This is a genomic window from Pelobacter seleniigenes DSM 18267, from assembly GCF_000711225.1.
Taxonomy (GTDB): domain Bacteria; phylum Desulfobacterota; class Desulfuromonadia; order Desulfuromonadales; family Geopsychrobacteraceae; genus Seleniibacterium; species Seleniibacterium seleniigenes.
On record NZ_JOMG01000002.1, the window covers coordinates 2400127 to 2420166 of the forward strand.

The 20040-nt window shown below is 56.6% G+C and carries 16 protein-coding genes; 15 read left to right on the forward strand and 1 reads right to left on the reverse strand.

Annotated elements, in window-relative coordinates:
* Window positions 1–192 precede the first annotated feature (192 nt).
* Entirely contained in the window at window positions 193–645 is a 453-nt protein-coding gene (locus N909_RS0113810) for a hypothetical protein (protein WP_029916076.1), read from the forward strand.
* 132 nt (window positions 646–777) lie between these two features.
* The gene (gene hemG, locus N909_RS0113815; RefSeq protein WP_029916078.1) at window positions 778–2190 is read left to right on the forward strand and encodes a protoporphyrinogen oxidase; all 1413 of its coding nucleotides are present in this window, start codon (window positions 778–780) and stop codon (window positions 2188–2190) included.
* 17 nt (window positions 2191–2207) lie between these two features.
* Here the strand turns inward: hemG and N909_RS0113820 are convergent, their stop codons facing one another.
* Entirely contained in the window at window positions 2208–3722 is a 1515-nt protein-coding gene (locus N909_RS0113820; RefSeq protein ID WP_029916086.1) for a FapA family protein, read from the reverse strand.
* 205 nt (window positions 3723–3927) lie between these two features.
* Between N909_RS0113820 and N909_RS0113825 the strand changes: the two genes are divergently transcribed.
* The 13 genes from N909_RS0113825 (at window position 3928) to N909_RS0113885 (ending at window position 20038) form a co-directional block, all read left to right on the forward strand.
* Window positions 3928–4224 (forward strand): DUF2288 domain-containing protein, encoded by a 297-nt coding sequence (locus tag N909_RS0113825; protein WP_029916088.1) that lies wholly within the window; start codon window positions 3928–3930, stop codon window positions 4222–4224.
* Window positions 4217–4891, forward strand: a complete 675-nt coding sequence (locus N909_RS0113830; RefSeq protein WP_051689765.1) for a uracil-DNA glycosylase — start codon at window positions 4217–4219, stop codon at window positions 4889–4891. Before N909_RS0113825 ends, N909_RS0113830 begins: the two co-directional genes overlap by 8 nt.
* A gap of 92 nt (window positions 4892–4983) precedes the next feature.
* Window positions 4984–6660 (forward strand): P-loop NTPase fold protein, encoded by a 1677-nt coding sequence (locus tag N909_RS0113835; RefSeq protein ID WP_029916091.1) that lies wholly within the window; start codon window positions 4984–4986, stop codon window positions 6658–6660.
* A 168-nt stretch (window positions 6661–6828) separates the two neighbouring features.
* Window positions 6829–8940 carry a cache domain-containing protein gene (locus tag N909_RS0113840; protein ID WP_029916093.1) on the forward strand — a complete coding sequence of 704 codons (2112 nt, stop codon included), beginning with the start codon at window positions 6829–6831 and terminating at the stop codon, window positions 8938–8940.
* Window positions 8941–8969: 29 nt separating this feature from the next.
* Window positions 8970–10394, forward strand: a complete 1425-nt coding sequence (locus N909_RS0113845) for a sigma-54-dependent transcriptional regulator (protein WP_029916095.1) — start codon at window positions 8970–8972, stop codon at window positions 10392–10394.
* 241 nt (window positions 10395–10635) lie between these two features.
* Window positions 10636–12063, forward strand: a complete 1428-nt coding sequence (locus N909_RS0113850; RefSeq protein ID WP_029916100.1) for an aldehyde dehydrogenase family protein — start codon at window positions 10636–10638, stop codon at window positions 12061–12063.
* A 450-nt stretch (window positions 12064–12513) separates the two neighbouring features.
* Entirely contained in the window at window positions 12514–13857 is a 1344-nt protein-coding gene (gabT, locus tag N909_RS0113855; RefSeq protein ID WP_029916101.1) for a 4-aminobutyrate--2-oxoglutarate transaminase, read from the forward strand.
* A 110-nt stretch (window positions 13858–13967) separates the two neighbouring features.
* Window positions 13968–15203, forward strand: a complete 1236-nt coding sequence (locus tag N909_RS0113860) for an ABC transporter substrate-binding protein (protein ID WP_155005941.1) — start codon at window positions 13968–13970, stop codon at window positions 15201–15203.
* A 70-nt stretch (window positions 15204–15273) separates the two neighbouring features.
* On the forward strand, window positions 15274–16158 hold the full coding sequence (locus N909_RS0113865) for a branched-chain amino acid ABC transporter permease (RefSeq protein ID WP_029916105.1): 885 nt from the start codon (window positions 15274–15276) through the stop codon (window positions 16156–16158).
* 12 nt (window positions 16159–16170) lie between these two features.
* The gene (locus N909_RS0113870) at window positions 16171–17223 is read left to right on the forward strand and encodes a branched-chain amino acid ABC transporter permease (RefSeq protein WP_051689766.1); all 1053 of its coding nucleotides are present in this window, start codon (window positions 16171–16173) and stop codon (window positions 17221–17223) included.
* Window positions 17204–17935 (forward strand): ABC transporter ATP-binding protein, encoded by a 732-nt coding sequence (locus N909_RS0113875; protein ID WP_029916109.1) that lies wholly within the window; start codon window positions 17204–17206, stop codon window positions 17933–17935. Before N909_RS0113870 ends, N909_RS0113875 begins: the two co-directional genes overlap by 20 nt.
* Window positions 17916–18629, forward strand: a complete 714-nt coding sequence (locus tag N909_RS0113880) for an ABC transporter ATP-binding protein (RefSeq protein WP_029916118.1) — start codon at window positions 17916–17918, stop codon at window positions 18627–18629. The genes N909_RS0113875 and N909_RS0113880 overlap by 20 nt, the downstream gene beginning before the upstream one ends.
* Window positions 18630–18922: 293 nt before the next feature.
* Window positions 18923–20038 carry an ABC transporter substrate-binding protein gene (locus tag N909_RS0113885; RefSeq protein WP_051689767.1) on the forward strand — a complete coding sequence of 372 codons (1116 nt, stop codon included), beginning with the start codon at window positions 18923–18925 and terminating at the stop codon, window positions 20036–20038.
* Window positions 20039–20040: the final 2 nt, after the last annotated feature.

The window sequence follows — 20040 nt, forward strand, 5'->3', positions numbered from 1 at the left end:
TGGAAATGACTGAACAGCGTTAATATAAAAGTGGCTATTTAAAGCGTCAAGAGTCTGCCGAGGATAAAATTTAAATAAATACGGGAGAGGGCAAAACTTATACACAAAATACACTTGAAAATGGTGAAAAAGAAAATAAACTACATTGTTGCGTAGAAAACCCACCTAAAATGAAAAGTAGGAGTACCCCACATGTTTGTACAAGACCACCCGGCAGCGGTCGAGAACGCCAGCATTGCCGAAGGGATTGCTGCTGTTGAACAGGGCAATACCGCTTTGGCCATGAACCTGTTCAGTCGGCTCAAGGCTGCCGAAATGACCCCGTTACTGTTGTCTTATCAGGCCTATTGCCTGGCCTGCGAACGAAAAACCATGCAAAAGGCGCTTAACCTGGCGTTGCGAGCACTCAAAGCTGATCGGACGCATCCGCTGATTTATTTGAACCTGGGGCGGATTTACCAGGTGGCCGGGTATGAAGGGAAAGCCCTGCACTTCTATCAACAGGGCCTGCATTATCAGCGCCATCCGCTGCTGCTGCGCAAGATGGAACTGCTCTGCCCGCGCCGCCGTTGTCTCTTTCCGTTTCTGAGTCGTTCCAATCCCCTGAATGTGTTGGCCGGCAAAATTCTTTCCAAAATCTTTTAACCATTCGATTTCATGTGTTAAAAATCTATGGTATGGTCTAGCGCGGACGGCAGCTGAAAAATCAGCCCGTCCGCGAGTCGCAGGTAAAGCGGCACAAATAGAGTCTATGAACTGCTTTTTTCTGGAGCTTTTATGACCCGTATTGCTGTAATCGGAGCCGGTATTTCCGGATTGGCGACGGCTTACGCCATTGAACAACAGGCGCTAAGTGCCGGCTTGACCGTGGAAACCCGTGTGTTTGAAAAAGACTCTCGCAGCGGTGGGAAAATCTGGTCGATTCATGAGGATGGTTTTATTTGTGAGTGGGGACCGAACGGTTTTCTCGATAATAAACCGATGACCCTGGATCTCTGCCGACAGCTGGGGGTTGATAACCTGCTCCTCCGCTCGGATGACAATGCACGGAAGCGGTTTATTTATTCGGGACAAGAGCTGCATCGCCTGCCGGAGAACGGTCCCTCGTTTCTGAAGTCGGGATTGATCTCGTGGCCGGGGAAATTACGCCTGGCCGGAGAAATGCTGATTCCCAAGCGCAAGGACCAGGGGGATGAAACTCTTGCTGAATTCGGGCGCCGGCGCCTGGGCAGCGAGGCCCTGGACAAACTGATTGCGCCGATGGTGTCCGGCATTTTTGCCGGTGACCCGGAAACCATGAGTCTGAAAAGCTGTTTCCCGCGGATTTACGAACTGGAACAACAATACGGCGGTTTGCTGAAGGCGATGCTGAAATTGGCCAAACAGAAGCGGGCCGAACAAAAGGCCGGTAAAGTGGTGGCCAGTGCCGCTGGTCCGGGCGGCGTTTTGACCTCTTTTAACGGCGGCATCCAGGACCTGACCAACGCGGCTGCCGCGGCTCTTCAGGGCGAGCTGTTGCTGGGCTGCACGATCAGTGAGTTGGTGCCCAAAGATGGCGGCTTTATCCTGACCGCTGCCGGGGGAGAGCAGTACGATGCTGAGATCGTGGTCACCGCGGCTCCGGCTTTTGCCGTTGCGGCGATGTTGGAGCGGTCTTGTGGTGCTGCTGCTGAGTTGCTTAAAGAGATTCCCTACGCCACGATGAATGTCGTTTGCTTCGGCTACGAACGAGAGCGGATTGAACGTGATCTGGACGGTTTCGGCTATCTGATTCCCAAGGCCGAAGGGAAAAGTATTCTTGGCACCCTGTGGGATTCAAGTATCTTCCCCAATCGCGCTCCAGCCGGTAAGGTGTTGCTGCGGTCAATGATGGGGGGCGCGACCAATCCAGCGGCCATCGAGTTGAGTGAGGAAGAAGTCAAGAGCAAAACCATGACCGATCTGCGGCAGATCATGGGGATCACCTGTGAGCCGGAATTCGTGCGGATCTTTCGCCATCGCCATGCCATACCCCAGTATACGCGGGGGCATGCCGCCCGGGTTGGCGCGATCAGGGAACGGCTGGCGACCATGCCCGAGCTGATTTTGACCGGGAATGCCTTTGGGGGTGTCGGTCTTAATGATTGCGTCAATGCGGCCAACCAGGCTGCTGCCACAGTCATTGAGCGGGTTCGCAAAAGATCCGGCTGAAAGAACTCCCGCCGGGATCAGGTTGTTTCCGACTCTTCTTCCAGCAGCTTCTCAGCCGAAACTTTGAGGGGGGAATAGGTCAGGAAGCGCAGCCCGCCGGCACTGGTGTTCTCGATGATGGAGGTGGGGCCGGAAACCTCCATGGTCGATTCCTCGCTGCTCTCGCCGAGGTTGATCACCACGCGTTCTTTCAGCGAACCGAGGATATTGATCTTGGGATTAGCGGTCTTATGTTCCGTCACTTGAAAGCTTAACAGCTCTTCGGAGAGATCTTCGCGTTCCTCGTCCAGGTTGACCTGGCGCTGAGTCAGAATACCGATGCGCAGTTCGATGGCTTCGCGCAAGGCATTGCGCAGCCCGGACAGGGGTTTTTTGTTCAGGGCGGTCAGGGTTTCACCGATTTTTTTGATCTGTTCGATGACGCTTTTGATGCGGGTTCTGAGAAATTTCAGCCGGTCAGTTTCAGGGAAATAAACGCCTGAGGTGACATAGGTTTTCGCCCCGGCCCGGGCACCGAGGATTTTTACCTCGATGCCTTCCAGCGCGACCGCTTCACCTCCGGAAAGCAAACCTTTCGGGCACTGGATACTGCCTGTCGCTTTCAAAATGGAGTTGCGGACTTCATGCTCGACATGAATGTCGCCCCAGCATTCGATCTGGACCTGGTTGAGGTAGCGGCTGCGGAACGTCCCTTTGCAGGTGACCTTGCCGATGCCCTTGCCGGCCATGCTGCCGAGGGTGACCGGCCCATCCGCTTGAATCTGACAGGCGCCGACGGTTCCGGTGACATTGATCCCTTTGGTGGCCGTGATATGGAAATCATCCAGCACGTCACCTTTGATATCGACGAAGCCGTTAAAGGTAATATGGCCGACCGTCAAGTCGACGTCGCCGGTGACCACCATCTCTTCAGCGATGCTGAGGACATGATTATCCAGCACGGCCCGCCCGGCTCGTTCCGCGATGACCTGGGTGCCGTCGTCACTGATCTTGATGCCGTTGCCCGCAATCAAACGACTGGGTTGACCGGCTTTGGCCGGGATCGGTTTCCCGATGACTGTGAACCCGGCTACGCCCGGGGTCGGCGGATAGATGACCCCGATCTTTTGACCCGGTTCAATATTTGAGAAACTCTGGACGGACTTGAAATCGACCCGGCCGGTCTCATCTTCGACCAGGTCGCTTTTTTCCTTGCCGGTATTGACGATCAGTTCGAACCAGCCATCTTCGCCGGGGGTGGGCGCCTGCCCTTGGGCCAGGGGAAAATACTCCAGTTTTTGTCCCTGGGCGGCCTGGGAGCAAAAGATGGCGACCTGTTCCAGGTCGACTGTTGTGGTGATACCGTGTTTTTGCAGGATGGTGATCAGTTCGGCGGGGGGGAGGCTGTTGTTCGTTTCATAGACAGTGATCGACGCACTACACTCGAGTTCGCTGTTGCGCAGATAAAGGTTCAGGGCATAGGCGTCGGTGACAAATTCACCGAGCTGCTTGGTACCGACCTCAACGCGTTGTTCGACTTTCTGGGAACCCAATTTATTATCCGCTCAGATGGAAATAGTCATTGTTTCGTTTTGTCCCGGCATATCGTGAAGGTAGTATTTAGCTCATATCGGATTTTGGGCCAGTTTCTTTAGTCCTTTTCTGGGGTTCTGCTTTGCTCTGATCCATTGGCTCCGCACATGTTGCTGTTTTTTTCAGAGATTGATAATTAAAATATTGTTTTTGTTGTGAGTGTTTATGACAAATTTGCACCATAATTTCAAGCGTGATCTGGCCGAGGTGTCCTGGCGGGAGTTGCGCATCCACCTGCAGCGCGATGCTCTTATCCTGGTTGCGACCGAACTGGACCTGGTCACGGCGGCGGTTGGCGTTGCCGAAGATGACACCGCGCAGGTCCAGCAATGGATCGCCACCGGGCTGCTCGGCAAGCCCTCGGCCGAGCAACTGCAGGACTGGGAACGGGAGAGCTCCCGGCCGTTTCGGATGTTGATCGTCAAACCATTTATTTTGATTCAGGATGTCTGTCATGCCTGACCGATTTGTGGCCTCGCTGGCCGATTACCGCGGACCGGCGGTGTTCAATCCCTGGGGTGAAAGCGACCCGCTGTACGATCTTGGTCCGCAGGGAGTCGAGATTCGTCGGCGCCAACTGCACTGCTATCTGCAGGAGCGGATCGGGGTTGCAGACAGTCTGCTCTGTGCCGAAGCGATCGGTTACCAAGGGGGGCATTTCAGTGGGATACCGATGACCTCCGAGCGGTTATTGCTGGGCGGGTTGCAGTCCAAAAACCTGCAACCCGAGATGGTGTTCAAGGGGATTGCGGCGCAACGCACCAGTACCCCGGAGATTCGCCCATTGGGCTTTACCGAACCGACCGCCACCATTGTCTGGGGCTTTTTTGCCGACCAGAGGATCGATCCGCGTCGGGCGGTGCTCTGGAACGCTTTCCCCTGGCATCCCTATCATCCGCAGCGGGGGATGCTCAGCAACCGGACCCCGACCGATGACGAACTCGCCGCCGGGCACAGAGTATTGCGGCAGTTGCTTGAGCTGGGCAGCTTCAGGCAGGTGATCGCCATTGGTGAAAAGTCAGCGACCCAGTTGGAACGCCTGGGGATTAGCGCCACCAAGGTCCGCCACCCGGCCAATGGCGGCGCCGGTAAATTCAGATCTCAGATGCACGCATTGTTCGCCAGATAATTCCGAATCATAGCCGGTCCTCCTTTCCAAAGGGGGGCCGGCTTTTCCGGCTGCCAGCAAAGCCCGGCAGCTGCATGAATTGATGAGGTGTTATGTCGATTGAGGTCATTCAGCAGCAGATCAGGCGTTTCCTGGCCAGCGAAGCGCCCGAAGTCATGTCGATCAAAGGGGCCTGGGGGGTCGGTAAGACCTATGCCTGGAACACCTATCTGCTCCAGGCGAAAAATCAGCAGAAGGTCGCCTTACACAAGTACTCCTACGTTTCCCTGTTCGGGATCAACAGCCTGAGCGACTTGAAATTTTCCATTTTTGAAAACCTGGTCGAAGAAAAAATGATCGGTCGCAAACCGACCATCGAAACATTTCGAAACAATGCCGACGCATTAGCGCGCAGTATTGGGCAGAATGTCCTCCCCCTTATCCCCGCCCGACGGACCCCGGAAGCCTACCACAACATCTTCTCTTCTCTGCTGTTTCTTTCCTTGGAAAAAGCGCTTATCTGTATCGATGATTTTGAACGCAAGGGGCACGGTATTGCCGCGCAGGATATCCTGGGGCTGATCAGCCAGCTGAAAGAACAAAAAAAATGCAAGGTTATTCTGATTCTCAATGACGAAAGCTTAAGCGGCGACTCTTCCCTCGACTATGTCAAGCTGCGCGAAAAAGTGATCGATACCGAGCTGCGTTTTGCGCCGACCGCCAGAGAGTGTGTCGCCATCGCCCTGACCCGGGATCGGGTGGCCAGGCTATTGGGGGATGACATCGTCACGCTCGGCATCAACAATATCCGTGTTATCAAAAAGATCGAAAAACTGGCGTTGACCGTCATTCCTGTCCTGAAGGATTACGAGGAGCAGGTCCTTAAGCGAGCCCTGCATTCCCTGGCCCTGCTGGCCTGGTGTTATTACAGTCGGGCACAGGATATTCCGGATTATCAGTTTGTGCTCGGCCGGAACAGCAGCTTCAGCGACCTTGACGATACCGCCTTGACTACCCAGCAGCAGAGCTGGTGCGCCGTCTTACGCCGTTACGATAATTATTCCTTCGACGATTTTGATGCCCCGATGGCCCGCTTCGTGGAAAACGGTTACCTCGATGAAGCCTGGTTGCGGAAGGAGGCGGAGGTCTTTAACGAAAAGTTACGGGCCGACCGGTCGCAAAGTTCCTTTCAGGCGGCCTGGCGCAAATTTAATGAGTCCTTTGCAGACAACAGCCGCGAGGTGATCGGCTGTCTTTCCGAAAGTTTCAAAGACAACGCCAGGTTTATCAGCCCGGCCAACCTGGACGGTGCGGTCCGCCTGTTGCGCAATCTGGGCAAGGATGCCCTGGCGACCAGGATCATTGATCTGTATATCGAAAAAAGAAAAGCGGAGGTGGAACTGTTCAATCTCGATTCCAGATTGTGGGCGGGAGCGATCAAAGACGCCGAGGTGATCACCAAGTTCGAGCAGACTTTCCAGGCCCGCAAAGGACTCCGTTCGCTGGAGGAGACCTGCCGCCTCCTGCTGGCCGGAGAGGCCCCTGCCGATGAGGATGAAGCGCTGCTGGCGCAGGGTTCGGTGGCCGAATATGTGGCGCTGTTCAAAAAGCTCAAGGAACCGGAGTTGTCGCGGATCATCGACCTTTGCCTGCAATTCAGTCGGCTTGGTGGCACCACCGCCTGTCAGGAGGCGATTGCCGACCGCGCCGCCGAGGCGCTTCGCCGGATCGGTCGTGAGAATAAGCTCAACGCCAGTCGGGTTTTGCGTTTCGGCATCAAAGTCGATTAACCGGACCGTCCCCTGCCCAGAGCAGTTGTTGTGGTGTTCGTTCTTTTCCGTCCCTTGGCGGCGGTTGGAATATTTTTTGCTGTCGCTGCTGAGTGATGTTCAGCAAGGTTCTCTGACGGCGTTCTTCTGACCGGTGCAAATTTCATCGCTTCGGGGCGGATAGTGGTTATGAAAATTAAACTGAGAAATGTCTTGCTGCTGACGGTTGTCCCGTTGGCGGTCTTCCTGCTGCTGTTCTGGGTCATCTATGCGACGACCAGGACCATTGCGGAAGAAACGATCCTTGATCACCAGCGTAATATCGTTGCCCATGCCGCGGCCACGACCGACATGTGGCTGCAGTTGCAAAAAAAGGTCATGCGTTCGGTTATCGAGGAAATCGACCGGATCGATAGCCATGATAACGCAGCGGTCCTCAGGGTTCTGGAACAGGCGCTCAAGGCCGGCGAGTTCAGTGATGTTTATCTCGGCCTGGATGACGGGACCATGATCGACGGTGCCGGCTGGCTTCCCCCGACCGGGTATGATCCGCGCAATCGTCCCTGGTATCTCCATGGCATGGTCAATAGCGAAATCTCGCTATCGTCGCCCTACGTTGACATGACGACCGGGCAGATGGTGATTGCCATGACCTCGCCGTTGTTGCGAAACGGCCAGCTGTACGGCGTGGTCAGTGGGGATATCATCCTCGATTCCCTGGTCAATAATGTCATTAATTTGAAAGTCGGTGATAAAGGGTACTCTTTTATTATCTCCGCCAATGGAACCATTGTCGTTCACCCCGACCAGAGCCTGCTGATGACTCATAAACTGCAGGATCTCGATGGCAGCCTGAAGGGGGTCATTGCCGCGTTCCAGCGCAATGCCCAGGGGACCTACAAATATTTCCTGCATGGTAAGGAGAACATCCTCGCCTACCAGTTTCTCGACGATGTCGATTGGTATCTCTGCACCACGATGAGCACGGCGGAAGCCTATGCACTGTCGGGGAAAACCTCAATGCTGTCGGCCATGGAAGCCGTGTTGAAGCTGCTCGGGGTGTTCGCCGGAATCGCCTTGCTCGGAGTCGGCGGCAGCGCCCTGGGGCTGCTGTTTTTCAATAAGCGCTTTCAGTTCACCGTCAAGCAGCATCAGGATGTGATCAACGGCATGAACGAGGACCTGAAGTGGAATATCACCCGCAGAAAGGCCATTGAAACCCATTACCAGACCCTCTTTCACGTCGCCAATGATGCGATCATGGTCAGCAAGGGGACGGTTTTTGTCGAATGCAACGAGCGGGCCCGGGAGATGCTGGGGGCCAGGGAGTACGGCATCATCGGTAACAACATGCTCGATATATCACCGGCTTACCAGGCCGATGGCAAGAGCAGCTACCAGCATCTGCAAAAAATCATCGATGCCGCCGGGTTGGGAAAACAGCAGTTCTTCCAGTGGACGTTTTTGCGCAGTAACGGCTCGGAGTTCCCCGCCGAAGTCAGTCTCAAAAAACTCCATCTGAACAACGAGCAGCTGATCCTGATGAGTATCCGCGATATCTCCAAGCGCGCCACTGCCGAGCAACAGCTGCGCCAGGCTCAGAAAATGGCGGCCATGGGGGAGATGCTCGGGGCTATCGCTCATCAGTGGCGGCAGCCTTTGAACACCCTCTCGACCTATGTCTCCAGTTTGCAGTCGGCTTTTTACAATCAGCTGATCAACCGCGAATTTGTCGACAAGCTGGTGCAGAATGCTGATACCCAGATCCAGTTCATGTCGAAAACCATCGATGACTTTCGCCAGTTTTTCAAACCGTCCAAGACCAAGGAGCGTTTTTCCCTGATCAAGTCGGTGGAGAATGCCATCAAGCTGGTCGAGCCGAGTTTTCGCCAGACCGATGTCGCCATTCGCGTACAGCAACCGCAGGCGGTCGAGGATTTTCTTGTTTACGGCTATCAGAGCGAATTCAGTCACGTTATCGTGAATATCCTTTCCAACGCCAAGGATGCCGTGAATGGCGCGGGGGCGAGCGACGACAAACTCATTGAAATCGCTTTCGAGGTGGATGAGGAAAATGTTAAGGTCACGATCAGCGACAGCGGTCCCGGGATTCCCGAACCTATTCTCGGGCAGATTTTTACCCCCTATTTCACCACCAAGGGGACCGCGTCCGGAACCGGCCTTGGCCTCTACATGGCCAAGGTTATTGTTGAAAATGAAATGAACGGACGCCTGGTCGCCGAGAATTGTCGGACCGGAGCCCGTTTCACCATCCTGCTGCCGAAGGCCGAAACCGTCTGACTAACGGCTTTAATAATGAGGGACCGCCGATGTTTGATTTCAAGAACGGCCAGCCGACTATTCTGCTGGTGGATGACGAACCGGACGAACTCGAAGCGTACCGTTTTTTGCTGCTGTCCATGGGATTGCAGAAGGTCGAGACCCTGCAGGACAGCCGCCAGGTCATGGCGCGGCTGCCGCAGCTTGATCAGCCGATCGTGTTTCTCGATCTGAACATGCCGCACAAATCAGGCCTTGAGCTGCTGGGCGAGATCAAGGACGCCCTGCCTCAGGTGCCGGTGGTGATCTGTACCGCCAACTCGGAGATCGAAACCGCCGTTGAATGTCTTCGCCGGGGGGCTCACGATTATCTGGTTAAACCGATCAACGCCAACTCCTTCGGGTCGGCGTTGCGCAGCGCTGCGGAGATTCAGGCCCTGCGCTCCGAGGTTTTCGCCTTGAAAGGGATTGGCCTGGGCGGGGACCTTAAACAGCCCGAGGCTTTTCGTTCCATTGTCACCGGCAACTCGCAGATGCTCAACATGTTCAGGTATCTGGAAGCGATTGCCGGGACCGGCCAACCGCTGCTGATCCTTGGGGAGACCGGGACCGGCAAGGAACTGGTCGCCCGGGCGGTGCACCAGGCCAGCGGGCTGGCCGGCGAGTTCGTCGCCGTGGATGTCTCGGGGCTGGACGATATGCTGTTTTCCGACGCCCTGTTCGGCCATGTCCGAGGCGCTTACACCGGCGCCGACAACCTGCGGCCGGGGTTGATCGAAAAGGCAAAAGGCGGAACCCTCTTTCTGGATGAAATCGGCGATCTCGGGGAAGCATCGCAGGTCAAGCTGCTGCGCCTGCTGCAGGAAAAAACCTATTATCCACTGGGTTCGGATACGCCCAAGCACAGTGCCGCCCGGATCATCGCGGCGGCCAATAAAAGTCAGCCGGCGCTGGCCGGCGGGGAGGAAGGTTTCCGGCAGGATCTCTATTATCGCCTCAGCACCCATCTGGTCAAACTTGCGCCGCTGCGGGAGCGCCGTGAAGATATTGCGTTGCTGGCCGAAACCATGATTCGGGAAGCCGCCGTCAGTATGGGGCGGGATATTCCGCAGCTCAGCCCGCAGGCGCTCCGGCTGCTGCAGGCCCATGATTTTCCCGGCAACATCAGGGAGCTGAAGACCTATCTGTTCGACAGCGTTGCCCGTGCTTTTACCGGGGAGATCACCCCGGAACTGATCAGTGAACGACTGCACGGGATAGCCCCCGCCGTAGCGCGGACGAGTGGGGAAGCACAGGGTCTCGAAGCCCTGTTCGGTTATTTTCCCACCCTGGATCAGCTCGGCGAATTTGCCGTTGACAGCGCGTTGCAGCGAACCGGCTTCAATCAGAGTCAGGCCGCCCGATTGCTGGGGATTTCCAAGCAGGCTCTTCACAAACGGCTGAAAAAAAGGGAACAGGGGACCGCCCCTTCCTGAACCATGACCTTTTGGTCCGGCTGCATTTCTCGTCAACCATTCGCGTCAACCATTGTCCCCGTGGTCAACCTAGGGGAACCGTTTTTCCAACTGTTTTGCCCTGTTTCGCCCCGCTCCGCTCGAATTCTGATCTGGCATTGCATTTGCTGTTCCCCGCTGAAACATTTTTTCGTAACCCAGCGTTGTCGCCAACCGCACCCCGCGCTTGGCGACAGGCCCTTATTTCAGCGGGAGGAAGACTATGGCAACAGCTTACCGGACCTATATCAACGGCGAATGGCTCGACACCGGCAGGTCCCTGGAGGTCCACAATAAATTCAGCGGCGCAGTGTTCGCAACGGTGGCGACGGTCGATGCCGCCCAGACCGCAGCCGCCATTGACGCGGCGGCCGCGGCGTTTGCGACCTTTCGTAAATATCCGGCCCACCGGCGGGCGCAGATCCTCGAGCGGACCGCGGAACTGATCCTGGAGCGGGGGGAGGAGATCGCCGCGATCATCTGCCAGGAAGCGGGCAAGGCCTGGAAATTCTCCATGAACGAAGTCCAGCGCAGCGCCGAAACCTTTAAATTCGCAGCCGAGGAGGCCAAGCGCCTGCACGGCGAGACCATTCCGGTCGATGCCAGTTGTTTCGGCGAGAATCGGGTCGGCTATTTCATCAAGGAGCCGATCGGAGTGATCGGGGCGATTACCCCCTTCAATTTCCCCCTCAACCTGGTCGCCCACAAGGTTGCTCCGGCCATTGCCGCCGGTAACACGGTGGTGCTCAAACCCGCCTCCAGTACCCCGATTTCGTCCATCATCCTGGCCGAGATCATGGCCCTGGCCGGGCTGCCCAAAGGGGTCCTCAATGTGACCGTCGGCTCCGGCGGTACGGTCGGCGACGCCATCGTGCTCAATCCCAAGTGCAAGAAAATCACCTTTACCGGCTCCCCGGGAGTCGGCGAACAGATCATGAAAAAGGCCGGCATCAAAAAGGTCACCCTGGAGCTGGGGAACAACTCGGCGACCCTGATCGAAGCCGACGCCGACCTTGAAAAAGCTGCCGCCCGCTGCGTGGTCAGCGCCTTTTCCAACTCCGGGCAGGTCTGTATCTCCCTGCAGCGGATCTACGTCAACCGGGCTTGCCTGGAACGCTTCACGGAACTGTTTCTTGCCAAGGTCAAGCAGCTCAAAGTCGGAGACCCCCTCGATCGGGACTGCGATGTCGGGCCGATGATCGACGCCGGTGAACTTGCGCGCATCGACGGCTGGGTAAAGGAAGCTGTCGCCCAGGGCGCGGTGCTGGCCTGCGGCGGCCAGGCGGACGGTATGGTCTATCCGCCGACGGTGCTCACCAATGTCACTGAAGAGATGAAAGTCATGTGTCTGGAGACTTTCGCTCCGGTGGTCTCCATCGTCCCCTATGACGATTTTACGACCGCCCTGGAGTGCGTCAATTCCTCGGATTTCGGGCTCCAGGCCGGGGTGTATACCAACGACATCAACAAGGCCCTGCAGGCGGTTGACGATCTTGATGTCGGCGGGGTCATGATCAACGACACCGCCACCTTCCGGGTTGACCACCTGCCGTACGGCGGCAACAAGCTGTCCGGTCTCGGGCGCGAGGGGGTGCGGTTTGCCTTGGAGGATATGACCAACATCAAGATGGTAATGATCAATCGAAACTGATGATTGCGGCCTTTTCGTGGTCAAGCCAGAAGGGAGCTAATTTAAGCAACTCTGCAGTAAACTCGGGACTGTCCCCAGGGTCATCGGGGGCTGTCCCAAGAGTTTGCGAGCCATGGAACTGTAGCGGTTAGCACCGCAAAGCCCTGGGACAGCCCCCGGGCAGGGCCAGTCCCAGGGCTTTGCTGCTATCGACTCTTACCCTAGCGCCATTCTGATCAAGCCCCGGGTTTTACCGCCCGGTTTTTTTTTGCCGCAGGGGATCAACCAGGACTGACGAGCGCGTCTCCAGTCAACCCAGGTTGACGGAGGCAACAGGGGGATGAGTGCGTGGGGTACGCTTAAGTCCCTGGAAAACAGGCAAATATCACTCGCTTGTCGGAGCTGGCACAGGGGTTGCTCTTAAGGTGGGTCCAGCAACCCAACCAGTCCCTGACGTGGAGGATAAAAGAGATGTTGAACAGCACCGAACTGGCAGAAGTCAAACATGCGCCGAGCGAACGGAGCAAAGCCCTGCTCCAGGAAAAATCAACCTATGTGGCTGCCGGCATCACCCATGCCGCGCCAATTTTTATCAAGGAAGCCAAAGGGGCGGTGATCGAGGATATCGACGGCAACCGCTACCTGGACTTTTATACCGGCATCGGCGTCACCACGGCCGGGCATTGCCCGGCACCGGTGGTCGCGGCGATCAAGGAGCAGGCCGACCGGCTGTTGCACTCCTGTTTCATGGTGAGCATGTACGAACCCTACGTCCAACTGGCCAAAAAGCTCACCGAAATCACCCCGGGCAGCCATCAGAAAAAAGCCATGTTCGTCAACAGCGGGGCCGAGGCGGTGGAGAACGCCATCAAGATCGCCCGGGCCTATACCGGCCGTCAGGGCGTGATCTGCTTCGAGTCCGGTTTTCACGGCCGCACTCTGCTGACCATGTCCCTGACCAGCAAAGTCAAGCCTTACAAACACGGCTTCGGCCCCTATGCCCCGGAAATCTACAAGGTGCCGTTCCCCAACCTGTATCGCAGCCAGCTGCACACCACGCAGGAAGAAAGCTGCCAGGCTTATCTCGATTACTTCGAGCGCTTTTTCATCGCCGAGGTCGATCCGTCTCATATCGCCGCCATCATCCTCGAACCGGTCCAGGGGGAAGGCGGGTTCAACATCCCGCCGCAGGGTTACTGGCAGGGGTTGCGGAAGATCTGTGACAAACACGGCATCGTGCTGATCGCCGACGAAGTCCAGACCGGTTTCACCCGGACTGGCAAGATGTTCGCGGTGGAGCACTTTGACGTGGTGCCGGACCTGATGACAGTCGCCAAGTCGATTGCTTCCGGCATGCCCCTGTCCGCAGTGGTCGGCCGCAGCGAGATCATGGACGCCCCCGGCGCCGGGCAGATCGGCGGCACCTATGGCGGTAACCCGGTGGCTTGCGCCGCCGCCCTGGCCACCATCGAGCTGCTGGAACGCGACAACCTGGCTGACAAGGCCATGGCACTGGGGGAGACCGTGGTCACCCGGTTGCGGCAATTGCAGAAAAAATACCCCCGTATCGGGGATGTCAGAAATCTCGGGGCAATGATCGCCCTTGAGTTCGTCACCGACCCGCAGAGCCGGGAACCGGATAAAGCCACCGCCAGCGCCGTGATTGCCGAATGCGTCAAGCATGGCCTGCTGGTGATCGGTGCCGGTATCTACGGCAACGTACTCCGGTTGCTGCCGCCCCTGGTGGTGAGTGACGAACAGCTAGCGCAGGCGCTGCAGATTATTGAGGACGCCGTCGACGTCGTTCTGGGTTAGGTATCCGGAGGCGAGTCAGGATCGCTTCAGGACAGGCGTAGAGAGATCGGGAGCGTTTATCAGCGCCCTGATCAAACCACCAATCAATTCGCATGGAAAAAGGAGACCCTATGAAGATCGACAGAAAAATCATGCCCCTGCTGCTGACGGTGTTGCTGGTTGCGTTTCTGGGCACCGCCACGGCGGCCGAAACCATCCGTATCGGCAATATCATCCCCCTCTCCGGGCCCTCGGCCTCGGTCGGTATTCAGGGGAAAAAGGCCCGTGAGATGGCGGTGGCCGAAATCAATGAAGCGGGCGGCATCAAAGCCCTGGGCGGCGCCAAGCTGGAACTCGACTTTGCCGATAGCAAAAGCGACCCGACCACCGGCGTGACCGAGGCCGAGCGGCTGATCAACAACGACAAGGTGGATCTGCTGACCGGTTGCTGGAACTCGGCGGTAACCTATCCGACCACCCAGGTCGCCGAGCGCTACGGCATCCCCTTTATCGTCCCGGTTTCGGTGCGTGACACCATCACCGAGCGCGGCTTCAAGAACGTCTTTCGGATTGCGGCTAAGGATTCCTGGTGGGCGCGGGATCAGTTCAGTTTCCTGGCTGATATGGAAAAGGAATTCGGCACCTCGGTCAAGAAGGTCGCTTTTGTCTACGAGAACGGCGACTGGGGGACCGGTTTTGCCGAGCAGTGGCGGACCCTGGCGGAAAAAGCCGGTTACCAGGTGGTGCTGGACGAAGCCTATCCGAGCACCGCTTCGGATCTGACCCCGGTGGTCATCAAGCTTAAACGCGCCAAGCCGGATGTGGTGTTCATGACCTCCAACGCGGCTGACGCCATCCTGCTGACCAACACCATGGCGGAAATGAAGGTTAACGTGAAAGCCATCATTACCAGCGGTGGCGGCCATGCCGATCCGTCCTTTCTGGAAGCGGCCGGTCAGAATGCCGATTACATTTTCGATATCGTCGAATGGGAAGCCGACCTCAACCGGATCGGTCTGAAAGAGACCAATGCCAAGTTCAAATCCCTCTATGGTCACAATCTGACCGGTGAGGCGGTTGACGCCTATGCCGCCATGTATGTCATCAAGGACGCCCTGGAAAAAGCCGGCTCCACCGACCCGGCCGCCCTGCGCAAAGCGTTGAGCGAAAACAAATTCTGTGACGGCAACCTGCAGATGTTGGCCTATGACTGCGTCGATTTCGACAGCACCGGCCAGAATAAAAACGCCAATCTGGTCATTGTGCAGATCCGCAAAACCGATCACGGCATGGACCGCATCACCGTCTGGCCAAAATCGGTGCGCCGGGCCGGCTACACCCCGGTTTTCCCGCAGCCGGCCAAGTAATTGTTGAACCGCAACGCAGCTGCAGAAGGGACCGCGCTTTCTGCAGCTGCGCAAGATCAGGAGAAAACCAATGATCGGCTATGTCGAATCCCTGCTTAACGGAATCCTGATGGGTTCAATTTACGGCCTGACCGCCGTCGGCCTGACACTGATTTTCGGGGTCATGAAGGTGGTCAACTTTGCCCATGGCTCCATCCTGATGGTGGGGATGTTTGCCGCGTATTTCTTTGTCACTTTGACCGGCGTCAACCCGTACCTGGCGTTGCCCGTGGTGGTGCCGCTGCTGTTTGTGTTCGGTTTCGCCATGCAGAAATTCATCATCAAGCCGATTTTCGAGGCGGAAAAGGATGTTCGTGAGCCGATCACGGTCATTATCGTCACCACCGGGATCTGGTATGTCCTCGATAACCTCGCCCTGCTCCTGTTCGGTGCCCAGTTCCGCGTTGCCAAGACCTCGGTGACCGGGAAAATGCTGGAGATTTTCGACATGTATTTTCTCTGGCCCAAGATCATCGGCGCCGGCATTACTCTGCTGCTCGGTCTTTACCTGTACTGGTTCCTCAAATATTCGCGGATGGGCAAGGCCGTTCGTGCCACCTCTCTGGATCGCGAGGCCGCGACCCTGATGGGGATCAAGCAGAATCGTATTTACAATATTGTCTTCGGCCTCGGTTGCGCCTGTTGCGGCGTTGCCGCCTGCGTGCTGGTGCCCTTTTACTATGTCTATCCGACGGTCGGGGTGCCCTTCGACATCAAGGCCTTCATCATTGTTGTGCTCGGCGGGCTTGGCAGTATTCCCGGTGCCATCCTCGGCGGGATCATTCTCGGAGTCATCGAGACCCTGGGCGCCCAGTTCATGGCGGCCACCTGGACCGAAATGCTCATCTATGTCTTTTTCCTTCTGGTTCTGTTTGTCAAGCCGTCAGGACTGTTTGGATTGAAACAGGACTATTAAGGGGACGTACCAATGAAACTGCTTACAGACCAGTCACCATTCCATAAAATAGCGACCCTGCTGATTATCGCCGGCCTGCTGGCCCTGCCGCTGGTGGTCAGTAATCCGTCGGTGATGCAGATCTTTATCCTGATCATCTTTTACGCCTACCTGACCTCATGCTGGAACTTTGTCGGCGGGTTTGCCGGGGTGCTGCCGTTGGGGCACTCGGCCTTTGTCGGGATCGGCGCCTACACTTCGACCACCCTCTACCTGACCTATGGGGTCAGCCCCTGGTTCGGTATGCTGGTCGGCGGGGTGCTGGCGGCGATCATGGGGATTCTCATCGGTCTGCCGACTCTCAAGTTGCGCGGCGCCTACTTTGCCCTGGCGACCATCGCCTTTGGTGAAGCGACTCGGGTGCTGGTGGAAAACGTCGAGAAGATCGGGCCTTTCGAAATCCGCGGGCCGAAAGGGTTGCTCATCAACCTGGCCGGCAATTCCCTGGCGGATTTTCAGTTTTCGAGCAAAGCACCCTATTACTACATTATTCTGTTCATGCTGCTGCTGGTGCTGTTACTGACCTTCGTCATGATGAATTCCAAGGTCGGCTACTACCTGGCCGCCGGTGGCGAAGAGCCGGAAGCGGCCGAGGCCTTGGGGATCAAGGTGTCCAAATACAAACTGATCGCCATGGCGATCAGCTGCTTCCTGACCGCCCTGGGCGGAACCTTTTACGCCCAACTGGTGCTGTACTTTTATCCCAAATCGATCCTCGGTCTCGATCTGTCCTATGAAATTGCCTTCATCGCTCTGATCGGCGGGCGTGGCACCATTCTTGGGCCGATCCTCGGCGCGTTGCTGCTGCGCCCGGTCGGGGAACTGACCCGGATCTATCTGTCCGATTCCCTGCCCGGGCTGCATCTGATTATCTTCGGACTGGTGCTGATCATTGTCATGCGCTATCAGCCCAAAGGCCTGGTGGAGCCGGTGTCACGTTGGTTCAACCGGCTGGCGAGGCGGGTTGACCAGGGGGACAACAATCGCAAGCAAGAGGAGGACTGTCATGGCGTTGCTGACAGTTGAAAAAGTGGTCAAACAGTTCGGCGGGCTGACCGCGGTCAATGCCGTCGACATGTGCGTGGAAAAAAATCAAATCGTCGGGGTGATCGGACCCAACGGGGCCGGCAAAACCACCCTGTTCAACTGCATCGCCGGGGCTTTTCCGCTGACCAGCGGCAGCATCCTTTTTGAAGGGCAGGAGATGGCCGGCAAGAAACCCTATGAGATCTGTCAGCTGGGTATTACCCGGACCTTTCAGGTGGTGAAACCCTTTGCCTCGAAAACAGTACTCTATAACACCATGGTCGGTGCCTTCGCCAATACCAATGTTCTGGGCGAAGCCCGCTCCAAAGCGTTGGAGGTGCTGAAAATTCTTGATCTGTATGAAAAAAAGGATGTGGTTTCCAAAAACCTGACCCTTCCCGAACGGAAACGCCTGGAACTGGCCCGGGCTCTGGCCACCGAGCCGAAATTGCTGCTCCTTGATGAAGTCATGGCCGGGCTGCGGCCGTCGGAAGTGACCGAAATGCTGCCGGTGATCCGGCGCATCAACCAGGTCGGGGTCAGCATCATCATTGTCGAGCACATCATGCAGGCGATCATGAATCTGTCCGAGCGGGTCTATGTCATCAACTTCGGCAAGAAGATCGCCGAAGGCACCCCCCATGAGGTCCTCGCCGATGCGGAGGTTGTCAAAGCATACCTTGGAGAGCAATATGTCGTTGATCAACATTAACAATATCAGTGTCGGCTATGGCGAAATCCAGGTGCTGTTCGATGTTTCGCTGGAGGTGCGGGAAGGGGAGATCCTGAGTATTGTCGGTGCCAACGGCGCCGGTAAGTCGACCCTGCTCAAAACCATCTCCGGGCTGCTGACTCCAAGCCAAGGGGAAATTGTTTTTGCCGGGGAGACGATTTCGCGCCAACCCGCTGACGAGATCGTTGGAAAAGGGCTGATTCATGTCCCGGAAGGACGGCGCCTGTTTTCGCTGATGACCGTGCTGGAGAATCTGGAACTCGGTGCCTTCAGCCCCAACGCCCGCCACCGCTTTGAGCAGAACCTGACAGAGGTCTATGCCCTGTTTCCCCGCCTGGCCGAACGGAAAACCCAGTTGGCCGGGACCCTGTCCGGGGGGGAACAGCAGATGGTCGCCATCGGCCGGGGGATCATGGCCCAACCGAAGGTGATGATGCTCGACGAACCTTCCCTGGGCTTGGCACCGGTGTTGAAAAAAGATATTTTCGCGGCCATCAGGAAGATCGCCAGGGAATACGGGGTCACCATAATCCTGGTGGAGCAGGATCTGATCAACTCCATGGCGATCAGCGATCGGGCTTACGTGATGGAGCAGGGGCAAATTGTCCTTGAAGGGAGCAGCGGTGATCTGCTCAATGATCCCCATGTCAAGGCGGCCTATCTGGGCGTCTGAATCTTTTTGCCGTTGCCGTGGGAAAGTCAGCAACAATCGGCTTTTCTACGGTAACGGGCAGCGAACAACCCCGCTGTTCAGCCTCTTCTTCCGTCCGCCACGCTCCGTTCTGCCTGACCACCACTCCTTTTTAAACTCCGGATCTGGGTGTTCTGGCAGCCCCTTATGAACAGTTGGAACACTACGGTTCCGGGCTGTTTGATGTTTCCTTTGTCTCTTTCCCCCCTTTTGTGAGACAATTCCACAAATTTTTAACATCTTTTTATCAGTACCCCTGCCTGTGAGGTGATCTCATGAAAGCAGCCGCGTTTCTGACTTTGATCGTAGGGGCGGTGAGCCTGTTTCTGCTGCCTTCATGTGAGCGGAAGGAGCCGATCAAGATCGGTTTTATCGGGGGGCTTTCCGGCCGGGTTGCCGATTTGGGTGTCGGTGGCCGCAACGGCGTTCAACTGGCGGTGGAGAAGGTCAATGCGGGAGGAGGTATTGGCGGCAGATTGATTGAGCTGGTGGTGAAAGATGATCAGCAGAATCCAGCGACGGCGAGGCAGGCTGTCACCGATTTGCTCGACCAAAAGGTCGAACTGATCATCGGCCCGATGACCAGCGCCATGGCCATGGCGGTCTTGCCGCAGATAAACAAGGCCCGGACAGTCCTGCTCAGCCCCACGGTGACCACGACGGAGCTGTTCGGGATCGATGATTTTTTTGTGCGGGTGACCGCCACCACCCGGGAGTATGCCGCGAAAAGTGCCCGCTACCAGTTTCAGCAGCGAGGGGCCAAGACGGTCGCGGCCATTTATGACCGCAGCAATCTTGCTTACACGGCAAGCTGGCTGGACGATTTTCGGACGACGTTTGAAGGCCTGGGCGGCAAGCTGGTCGATATCCGGCCCTTTGACTCGGGGCAGGACACGGTTTTTTTACCGTTGGCGAAGGATCTGGTGACTGCTAACGCCGATCTGGTGCTGATTATCGCCAATGCCATGGATGCCGCGCTGATCTGCCAGCAGGTGAATAAGCTCGCTCCTGGCCAGAAAATCGCCATGTCCGAGTGGGCTTCGACGGAACGTTTTATCGAACTGGCGGGCAAAGCTTCCGAAGACGTTGTGGTTTCCCAATTCATGGATACCACGGATCGTTCCCAGGCCTTTATTGATTTTCAGGCCGCCTATCTTGAGCGTTTCCACCACCCGATCGGTTTTGCCGCCCTTGCCGGGTATGATGCTGCCCAGGTGGCCCTTGCCGCCATCAAAGCGCGTGCTGACGGGGAATCTTTAAAAGATACCATCTTGAGAAAAAGACGGTTTCAAGGGGTTCAGCAAGAGTTTGAAATTGATCGTTTCGGAGATTCAGAACGGAAAGTCATTATTTCCGTGATCCGTAATTATCACTTTGCCAAGCTGGAGTAGCC

Bases quoted from the DNA above. Each gene is read 5' to 3' on its own strand.
- N909_RS0113870 (WP_051689766.1), top strand. From the start codon at position 16,171: ATGAAACTGCTTACAGACCAGTCACCATTCCATAAAATAGCGACCCTG.
- N909_RS0113875 (WP_029916109.1), top strand. From the start codon at position 17,204: ATGGCGTTGCTGACAGTTGAAAAAGTGGTCAAACAGTTCGGCGGGCTG.
- N909_RS0113810 (WP_029916076.1), top strand. From the start codon at position 193: ATGTTTGTACAAGACCACCCGGCAGCGGTCGAGAACGCCAGCATTGCC.
- N909_RS0113850 (WP_029916100.1), top strand. From the start codon at position 10,636: ATGGCAACAGCTTACCGGACCTATATCAACGGCGAATGGCTCGACACC.
- N909_RS0113860 (WP_155005941.1), top strand. From the start codon at position 13,968: ATGAAGATCGACAGAAAAATCATGCCCCTGCTGCTGACGGTGTTGCTG.
- N909_RS0113865 (WP_029916105.1), top strand. From the start codon at position 15,274: ATGATCGGCTATGTCGAATCCCTGCTTAACGGAATCCTGATGGGTTCA.
- N909_RS0113880 (WP_029916118.1), top strand. From the start codon at position 17,916: ATGTCGTTGATCAACATTAACAATATCAGTGTCGGCTATGGCGAAATC.
- hemG (WP_029916078.1), top strand. From the start codon at position 778: ATGACCCGTATTGCTGTAATCGGAGCCGGTATTTCCGGATTGGCGACG.
- N909_RS0113885 (WP_051689767.1), top strand. From the start codon at position 18,923: ATGAAAGCAGCCGCGTTTCTGACTTTGATCGTAGGGGCGGTGAGCCTG.
- gabT (WP_029916101.1), top strand. From the start codon at position 12,514: ATGTTGAACAGCACCGAACTGGCAGAAGTCAAACATGCGCCGAGCGAA.
- N909_RS0113830 (WP_051689765.1), top strand. From the start codon at position 4,217: ATGCCTGACCGATTTGTGGCCTCGCTGGCCGATTACCGCGGACCGGCG.
- N909_RS0113825 (WP_029916088.1), top strand. From the start codon at position 3,928: ATGACAAATTTGCACCATAATTTCAAGCGTGATCTGGCCGAGGTGTCC.
- N909_RS0113840 (WP_029916093.1), top strand. From the start codon at position 6,829: ATGAAAATTAAACTGAGAAATGTCTTGCTGCTGACGGTTGTCCCGTTG.
- N909_RS0113845 (WP_029916095.1), top strand. From the start codon at position 8,970: ATGTTTGATTTCAAGAACGGCCAGCCGACTATTCTGCTGGTGGATGAC.
- N909_RS0113835 (WP_029916091.1), top strand. From the start codon at position 4,984: ATGTCGATTGAGGTCATTCAGCAGCAGATCAGGCGTTTCCTGGCCAGC.